This window comes from Rahnella aceris, assembly GCF_011684115.1.
GTDB classification, from domain to species: domain Bacteria; phylum Pseudomonadota; class Gammaproteobacteria; order Enterobacterales; family Enterobacteriaceae; genus Rahnella; species Rahnella aceris.
In genome coordinates this window covers 682,645-690,315 of sequence record NZ_JAADJV010000002.1, presented here as the reverse complement: position 1 = coordinate 690,315, position 7,671 = coordinate 682,645, and the positions used below count along the sequence as shown (strand labels likewise).

5 protein-coding genes and 1 rRNA gene are annotated in these 7,671 nt (G+C 50.2%); 5 read left to right on the top strand and 1 reads right to left on the bottom strand.

Translation table 11 applies throughout. The features are described from left to right. Positions 1-141 precede the first annotated feature (141 nt). The 5 genes from rrf (at position 142) to aceK (ending at position 6,580) form a co-directional block, all read left to right on the top strand. A 5S ribosomal RNA gene (gene rrf / locus GW591_RS15505) occupies positions 142-257 on the top strand. Positions 258-549: 292 nt separating this feature from the next. Then, a complete protein-coding gene (metA, locus tag GW591_RS15500; protein ID WP_013577392.1) occupies positions 550-1,479 on the top strand; it encodes a homoserine O-acetyltransferase MetA in 930 nt (309 codons plus the stop codon). A gap of 374 nt (positions 1,480-1,853) precedes the next feature. After that, positions 1,854-3,452, top strand: coding sequence for a malate synthase A (aceB, locus tag GW591_RS15495; RefSeq protein ID WP_119262163.1), 1,599 nt, complete (start codon positions 1,854-1,856; stop codon positions 3,450-3,452). Between the two features lie 40 nt (positions 3,453-3,492). After that, positions 3,493-4,815 carry an isocitrate lyase gene (gene aceA / locus GW591_RS15490; RefSeq protein WP_013577390.1) on the top strand — a complete coding sequence of 441 codons (1,323 nt, stop codon included), beginning with the start codon at positions 3,493-3,495 and terminating at the stop codon, positions 4,813-4,815. Between the two features lie 52 nt (positions 4,816-4,867). Next, positions 4,868-6,580: a bifunctional isocitrate dehydrogenase kinase/phosphatase gene (gene aceK / locus GW591_RS15485; RefSeq protein WP_112197688.1), complete on the top strand. Its 1,713-nt coding sequence runs from the start codon at positions 4,868-4,870 to the stop codon at positions 6,578-6,580. A 45-nt stretch (positions 6,581-6,625) separates the two neighbouring features. On the opposite strand, the gene iclR is transcribed toward aceK, so the two are convergent. Beyond that, positions 6,626-7,468 carry a glyoxylate bypass operon transcriptional repressor IclR gene (iclR, locus tag GW591_RS15480; RefSeq protein ID WP_013577388.1) on the bottom strand — a complete coding sequence of 281 codons (843 nt, stop codon included), beginning with the start codon at positions 7,466-7,468 and terminating at the stop codon, positions 6,626-6,628. Positions 7,469-7,671 lie beyond the last annotated feature (203 nt).

The following is a 7,671-nucleotide window of genomic DNA, read 5'->3' as shown; positions in this document are numbered from 1 at the left end:
GTACTAATGACCCGAGAGGCTTAACCTTACAACACCAAAGGTGTTTTTAGAGACTTGAAGTAGATTTTCAGCTGAAGTTCCGAGATTGGTTCGTAGTGCAAGCCTGATGTAGGGTGAGCGGTACGAATGAAACAGAATTTGCCTGGCGGCAGTAGCGCGGTGGTCCCACCTGACCCCATGCCGAACTCAGAAGTGAAACGCCGTAGCGCCGATGGTAGTGTGGGGTCTCCCCATGCGAGAGTAGGGAACTGCCAGGCATCAAATAAGTGGAAAGCCCCGTACGAAAGTACGGGGCTTTTTGCTATGGGAAATTTGAAATGTTCTGTACATTATCTATCCTAAAAACCGTCAGGATCCACAACTTAACTCGCCGTTTTTATCTCTCCTGCGCCCTGATCGGCTCTCCTTTGTAACCAGAACGTCTAAATTAATAGCTTAAGCTGAAACATTTTCACTTACCGCTTGCAGGCTCGACATCTCAATCAAAACCCGTTATCTTCGGCTATCTAGAAGTCTAAACGTATAAATGGATGTAGTGAGGAAGTTGTTATGCCGATCCGGGTTCCAGATGAATTACCAGCCGTGAATTTCCTGCGCAATGAGAACGTTTTTGTCATGACGTCATCACGTGCGAAAACGCAGGAGATCCGTCCTCTTAAGGTGCTGGTTCTCAACCTGATGCCGAAGAAAATTGAGACCGAAAATCAGTTTTTACGGCTGCTTTCCAACTCTCCTCTGCAGATAGATGTGCAGCTGCTGCGCATTGACAGTCGTGAATCTAAAAACACCCCTGCAGAGCATCTGAATAATTTCTATTGTGACTTTGAAGACATTCAGCATGACAACTATGATGGCCTGATCGTTACCGGTGCGCCTTTAGGATTGGTCGATTTTTGTGATGTAGCATACTGGCCGGAAATTGAGCGCGTGATCCACTGGGCGAAAAAGCATGTAACATCCACACTTTTTGTTTGCTGGGCGGTTCAGGCTGCTCTGAATGTGCTTTATGGACTACCTAAAATGACCCGCGAAGCGAAGCTTTCGGGTGTGTATCCTCATCAGACGCTGCAACCGCTGGCATTACTGACCCGTGGCTTTGATGAAAGCTTCCTGGCACCCCATTCCCGTTATGCAGATTTTCCGGCTGATGTGCTCCGCCAGCACACGGATCTGGAGATCTTTGCTGAATCCGACGAAGCCGGCGCCTATCTCTTTGCGACAAAAGATAAGCGGATGGCTTTTGTGACCGGGCACCCTGAATATGATGCGGGAACGTTGGCAGGAGAGTATCTGCGTGATGTGGCGGCGGGGTTATCACCTGAAATGCCTTACAACTATTTCCCGCAGGATAACGCCGAGCTGGCACCGAAGGCGACCTGGCGAAGCCATGGACATCTGCTGTTCACTAACTGGCTGAATTACTATGTTTATCAGATCACGCCGTTTGATCTGCGCCAGATGAATCCGACACTCGAGTAAATCCCTTTCCGCTTCCAGCAGACGATCTTATCGGTCGTCTGTTTTTCTCCCCTTTTTCTCCCTGCGATCTTTTTTCTGATCTTCTTCCTTCTGCATACATTTTTCTTAGATTCGAAATTCATTCCCATTTTACGGAAAATTTATTTAATTCTATCTAATTGATTAAAAACAGAACTTTTTTAATTTTTAAATAAAATGGAAATCGTTTTTGATTTTATGAAATTACTGATTACGCTTAAATCTATCGGGCAATAAATAACCAGAGAAAAGCCACCTCAGGATCATGAGCGTATCTCGGGTATGTTTTCGACCGTAATAGCATCTGTTCAGTGAGGCGGTCTGGCAGATTAAGCAGATAAATCAGGAGATAAACGATGTCTGAGCAAATTACCCGCAGTCAGCTTGGTTTTACGCGCCGTTTTGGTGAAAACGAAGCGCAAATTCTGACCGAAGAAGCCGTGGATTTTTTATCCGAACTGGTTGTCCGTTTTACCCCGCTGCGAAATCGATTACTGGCCGATCGCATTGCCGTACAGCAGAAGATAGATCAGGGGGTGTTGCCTGATTTTATTTCGGAAACGAATTCCATAAAAAATTCAGATTGGAAGGTACGGGGCATTCCGGCTGATTTACTGGATCGCCGGGTAGAAATCACTGGTCCTGTCGAACGCAAGATGGTGATCAATGCGCTGAACGCCAATGTAAAAGTCTTTATGGCGGATTTTGAGGACTCTCTGGCACCGGACTGGCAGAAAGTTATAGAAGGGCAGATTAACTTACGCGATGCGGTGAACGGGAGTATCAGCTACACCAATGAATCCGGGAAAATTTATCAGCTCAAACCTGATCCTGCCGTTCTGATTTGTCGTGTACGTGGCCTGCATTTACCTGAAAAGCATGTGAACTGGCAGGGTGAAGCTATTCCCGGTTCGTTGTTCGATTTCGCTTTGTACTTTTTCCATAACTATCGCGCATTACTGGCAAAAGGCAGTGGCCCCTATTTCTATCTGCCAAAAATGCAGTCTTATCATGAGGCTGACTGGTGGAGCCAGGTCTTCAGTTTTGCCGAGGATTATGCGGGATTGGCGCGGGGCACGATTAAAGCCACGGTGCTGATTGAAACCCTGCCTGCGGTTTTCCAGATGGACGAAATCCTTTACCACTTGCGCGATCACATTGTCGGATTGAACTGTGGTCGCTGGGATTACATCTTCAGTTATATCAAAACGTTGAAGAATCATTCTGACCGTATATTACCTGACCGTCAGTCCGTAACGATGACTCAGCCTTTTCTAAATGCTTATTCCCGGCTGCTGATTAAAACCTGTCACCGGCGTGGAGCATTTGCGATGGGCGGAATGGCAGCCTTTATTCCCAGCAAAGACGTTAAGCGTAACGAGTGGGTGCTGAATAAAGTCCGGACAGATAAAGAGCTGGAAGCGAATAACGGACATGATGGTACCTGGATTGCACACCCTGGGCTGGCTGACACCGTGCTTGAAGTGTTCGATAAAGCGCTGGTCAACCGTTCAAACCAGCTGGATGTACTACGTGAAGAAGATGCCGAAATTACTGCAGAGCAATTACTCGAACCTTGTTCCGGCGAGCGTACTGAAGAGGGAATGCGCGCCAATATTCGCGTCGCAGTGCAATACATTGAAGCCTGGATTTCTGGCAACGGCTGCGTCCCGATTTACGGGTTGATGGAAGATGCTGCCACGGCTGAAATCTCCCGCACATCCATCTGGCAATGGATCCACCACGGCAAAACGCTTAATGACGGACAACCCGTCACCAAGCCGTTATTCCGCCGCATGCTGAACGAAGAAATGCTGGTTATTCAGCAGGAGTTGGGCGAACAACGTTTCAGCGCCGGTCGTTTCACGCAGGCGGCTGCCTTGATGGAAAAAATCACCACACAAGATGAGTTAATCGACTTCCTGACCCTGCCGGGCTATCAGCTGCTGGCCTGATCCTTCTTACCCTACACATAAAAAGACCGGAGTATTTGCCATGAAAACGAACCGTACTCAGCAAATTCAGCAGCTTGAAGAAACGTGGAGCCAACCACGCTGGAAAAATATCACCCGACCTTACACGGCGGCAGAAGTGATCAGCCTGCGAGGTTCAGTCAATCCGGAGTGTACGCTGGCTCAGCACGGAGCCGCCCGCCTGTGGAATTTACTCCACGGCGCATCGCGTAAAGGGTATGTGAATTGCCTCGGCGCGCTGACAGGTGGCCAGGCCTTACAACAGGCAAAAGCGGGTATCGAAGCCATTTATCTCTCGGGATGGCAAGTTGCCGCGGATGCCAATACGGCTTCCAGTATGTATCCCGACCAGTCTTTGTATCCTGTGAATTCGGTGCCTGAAGTTGTGGCGCGGATTAACAACACTTTTCGTCGCGCTGATCAGATCCAGTGGGCCAATAACATTGAGCCCGGGCAGCCTGGCTATACCGACTATTTCCTGCCGATTGTGGCGGACGCTGAAGCCGGTTTTGGTGGCGTACTCAATGCCTTTGAACTGATGAAATCCATGATTGAAGCCGGTGCTGCCGCCGTTCATTTTGAAGATCAGCTTGCTGCGGTGAAGAAGTGCGGGCATATGGGCGGCAAAGTTCTGGTGCCGACACAGGAAGCCGTACAGAAGCTGATTTCCGCGCGTCTTGCCGCCGATGTTCTTGGTGTGCCGACGTTATTGGTGGCACGTACCGATGCCGATGCGGCAGATTTACTGACGTCGGACTGCGACCCGTATGACAGCCAGTTTATTACCGGCGAAAGAACACATGAAGGTTTCTACCGGACGAACGCCGGTATTGAGCAGGCCATCAGTCGCGGTCTGGCGTACGCACCTTATGCCGACGTAGTGTGGTGCGAGACATCGACGCCTGATCTGAAACTGGCTCAGCGTTTTGCTGAGGCCATCCACGCTAAATTCCCGGGCAAATTGCTGGCCTATAACTGTTCGCCATCGTTTAACTGGAAGAAGAATCTCGACGATAAAACCATCGCCAGTTTCCAGGACCAGTTGGCCGCGATGGGTTACCAGTATCAGTTCATTACGCTGGCGGGCATTCACAGCATGTGGTTCAACATGTTCGATCTTGCCCATGCTTATGCACAGGGCGAGGGGATGAAGCACTACGTGGATAAAGTGCAGGAGCCGGAATTTGCGGCCATAGATCGCGGCTATACCTTTGCTTCTCATCAGCAGGAAGTCGGAACCGGCTATTTCGACAAAGTCACCACCATTATTCAGGGCGGTCGCTCCTCGGTCACCGCACTCACCGGCTCTACCGAAGAACAGCAGTTTTCTCCGACGTCACACTGATGCTCATCAGACCTGGTGAAAGCCGGGTCTCTTTCCTCAGGGAGTCGCCACTATGCGTATAGAGCTGTTGATTGCGCAGACTATTTTACAGGGGTTCGACGCCCAGTACGGCCGCTTTCTCGAAGTGACATCGGGGGCGCAGCAGCGCTTTGAAAATGCCGACTGGTCAGCGGTACAGGCAGCGATGAAGCAACGTATCCATTTGTATGACCACCATGTCGGTCTGGTTGTCGCCCAGCTCAAATGCATTACCGGCCAGCGTTTTTATGATGCCGCGTTTCTGATCCGCATAAAGGAATGTTACTCCGGATTACTGCCTGATTATCCGAGGGCTGAAATCGCTGAAAGCTTTTTTAATTCAGTCTATTGCCGGATTTTCAAACATCGCGATCTGACAGCGGACAAACTTTTTATTTTCAGTGAGCAGTCCTCCCGGCGTCAGCAACATTGTGCCCGTCCTTTGTCACGCCTCTACCCGGTTCAGGGTAATTTCTTTGCCACGCTGGTAAAAGTCCTTGATGACCTGCCGGTGCGCTTACCGTGGGAGGATGCGAACCGTGATGTGGATTATATTGCCACTGCATTAAAGCAACGCTTCCCCGCAGAGTGGCTTGCGGATGCTGATATTGAGATCGCTACCGAGATTTTTTATCGCAATAAAGCCGCGTGGATAATCGGCAAAATCAGATGTGCTTCACAGATATTCCCGCTGTTATTGCCGGTGCATCTTAGTCATCAGAATGAGTTATTTGTTGATGCCTGTCTGACGGAAAGCAACGATGCCAGCATAGTCTTTGGCTTTGCCCGCTCATATTTTATGGTGTATGCCCCGCAGCCCGGTGCGCTGGTTGAATGGTTACGTGAGATTTTACCGGCCAAAACCACGGCTGAGCTGTACAGCGCTATCGGTTGTCAAAAACACGCAAAAACAGAATGTTACCGTGAGCATTTGCACTTTATAGCGCAAACCGACGAGTCTTTTATTATTGCGCCGGGGGTCAAAGGCATGGTCATGCTGGTATTTACCCTGCCTGGCAGTGACCGCGTGTTCAAGGTGATAAAAGATAATTTTGCGCCGCAGAAAGAAGTGACTGAGGCACAGGTCAAAGCCTGCTATCAGTTGGTGAAAGAGCATGACCGCGTCGGGCGGATGGCCGATACCCAGGAATTTGAGCACTTTGTTCTGCCAAAGAATAACATCAGCCCTGAACTGATGGCTGAACTACAGCGCGAAGTACCTGCCAAGATAGAAGATCTGGGGGACAGCATTGCGCTCCGGCATCTGTACATTGAACGGCGTATGACGCCGCTGAATTTATATCTGGAACAGGCCAGCGATACGCAGCTTCATGACGTGATTGAAGAATACGGCAATGCGATCAAACAACTGGCTGCGGCGAATATCTTCCCCGGCGACATGTTGTTTAAGAATTTTGGCGTGACCCGTCATGGTCGTGTGGTGTTTTATGACTACGATGAAATCTGCTACATGACTGAAGTTAATTTTCGCGATATTCCCGCACCCCGTTACCCGGAGGATGAACTGGCCAGCGAACCCTGGTACAGCATTGCTCCGGGCGATGTTTTCCCGGAAGAATTCCGGCATTTCCTTTGCAGCGACAAACGCCTTGGTCAAATCTTTGAAACGCTACACGACGATTTGTTTAGCGCCGGTTACTGGCGCGGTTTGCAACAGCGTATCCGTGAAGGGCACGTCGAAGATGTTTTTGCGTATCGTCGTTCCCGGCGTTTTAGCCAGCGTTAATTTGCTGAAATCCTCCCGGATAATGGTGGGATTTCAGCATCTTTCTCAGTGTTTTCCACCGCCGTAGGCCTGCGTGATTTCTTTCGCCGCATGAATCACCAGTGCACCCAGTTCCGTCACGCGGTCATCGGTGATTCGTGAAACCGGGCCCGAGATTGAAATCGCCGCATAGGCATCGTTGTGTTCGTCGTAAATGCAGGTTGCCACACAACGCAGTCCGAGCGCATGCTCTTCATCATCAAAGGCATAGCCGCGTTTACGGGTATCCGCCAACTCCTGCTTCAGATTCACAGGAGACGTTTTTGTCAGGGGCGTATAGCTGTGCAGGCCTATTTTATGCAGCAGTTTTGCCAGACGCTCTTCCGGCAACGTCGAAAGAAATGCTTTACCGGCACCCGACGCATGCATCGGTAATTTGCCACCAATCGGCGCTGACATCCTCATCAGGGCATTGCACTGCACCTGATCGATGATGATCGCCTGATAATCACTGTGATCCAGCACCGCCAGATTCACCGTTTCGCCGGATTCTTCCATCAGGCGGCGTAACATCGGATGCACCATTGCCAGTAAATTCCGGCTTTGCAGGAAACTGCTTCCTACGATAAAAGCATGTGAGCCAATGGTCCACAGGCCCAAATCGCCGACCTGACGGACAAATCCCTGCTGTTGCATGGTGGTCAGAAGGCGGTGGGTGGTGGAATTGGGTAAACCCGCCTGCTGGGCGAGATCGGTCAGTGCCACGCTGCCCTGGGCTTCAGCGATATATTCCAGCAACTTAAGGCCACGTGTCAGGGACTGTACCTGCCCGGTCGCGGCGCTGCCGGTTACAGCCGCGGCTTTGGTTTTCTTAGCACGTTTGGCCGGAGCCGTTACGGACGTTGCCATGAGCCTGTTCCTTGTAAGATGTGCCAAAAGCTGGCGAAGAAAAATCATTTTTGGAATTGGTTTTCGTTTTTACAGTATGGATCGCAACCTGCCTTTACGCTCATCCGATGTGTTGCACTGCGTTTGCGGGATGTCTTCCCGAATTGAAAAAGTCTCACGTCGGTGCGGGCTTTTGGCTGAGGAAGGTATGCTAGGATGTTGAC

Bases quoted from the DNA above. Each gene is read 5' to 3' on its own strand.
- metA (WP_013577392.1), top strand. From the start codon at position 550: ATGCCGATCCGGGTTCCAGATGAATTACCAGCCGTGAATTTCCTGCGC.
- aceB (WP_119262163.1), top strand. From the start codon at position 1,854: ATGTCTGAGCAAATTACCCGCAGTCAGCTTGGTTTTACGCGCCGTTTT.
- aceA (WP_013577390.1), top strand. From the start codon at position 3,493: ATGAAAACGAACCGTACTCAGCAAATTCAGCAGCTTGAAGAAACGTGG.
- aceK (WP_112197688.1), top strand. From the start codon at position 4,868: ATGCGTATAGAGCTGTTGATTGCGCAGACTATTTTACAGGGGTTCGAC.
- iclR (WP_013577388.1), bottom strand. From the start codon at position 7,468: ATGGCAACGTCCGTAACGGCTCCGGCCAAACGTGCTAAGAAAACCAAA.